This is a genomic window from Alishewanella sp. WH16-1, assembly GCF_001441695.1.
GTDB classification, from domain to species: Bacteria; Pseudomonadota; Gammaproteobacteria; order Enterobacterales; family Alteromonadaceae; genus Alishewanella; species Alishewanella agri.
Window position 1 is genome coordinate 1 of sequence record NZ_LCWL01000140.1, and the last position, 600, is coordinate 600.

General features: G+C 45.8%; 1 pseudogene. It reads left to right on the forward strand.

The window, feature by feature from the left end:
• Window positions 1-70 precede the first annotated feature (70 nt).
• A pseudogene (locus AAY72_RS14670) lies at window positions 71-600 on the forward strand (hypothetical protein); the annotation flags it as partial.

The following is a 600-nucleotide window of genomic DNA, read 5'->3' on the forward strand; positions in this document are numbered from 1 at the left end:
CTGAGGTATCCCCACGAAATAGGATGATAAAACAAAGGATTAAATAAATTGGTATAGGAAGGGAACATTCATGGCGCTCGATGATCAGATCTTTCGCCAAAAAAAACAATCAGGAATCGCCATGAATGTTCAGCACATCCTAACCAATTTCATTCACGCTGTCACACCTTCTATGCATAGTGCCCGGCGCAAGGCGCTACAAAATATAGTCTTAAGTGCCTCGACCCAGCAGCAACTCACAGTCACTTCACTTGGACGTAATCTTGATACGCAAGCCTATGAAAAACATCGAATAAAAAGTGCTGATCGCCTGCTCTCCAATACGCAACTTTTTTATGAGTTACCGCACATTTATCAACAACTGGCCCGATATTTTGCAGGTTATCAAGCACAGCCAGTGATTTTGGTCGACTGGTCAGACTTAGAGCCCGGCCAGCAGTTCTTCCTGCTGCGCGCCGCATTGGCATGTGAGGGGCGTTCGATAACCCTTTATGAGGAAGTTCATTCTCTGGCGACTAAAGATAAACCCCAAACTCATCAGCAATTTCTAAGGCGCCTTCACGCAATACTACCGGCAAGCTGCAAGCCCGTTATCGTTAC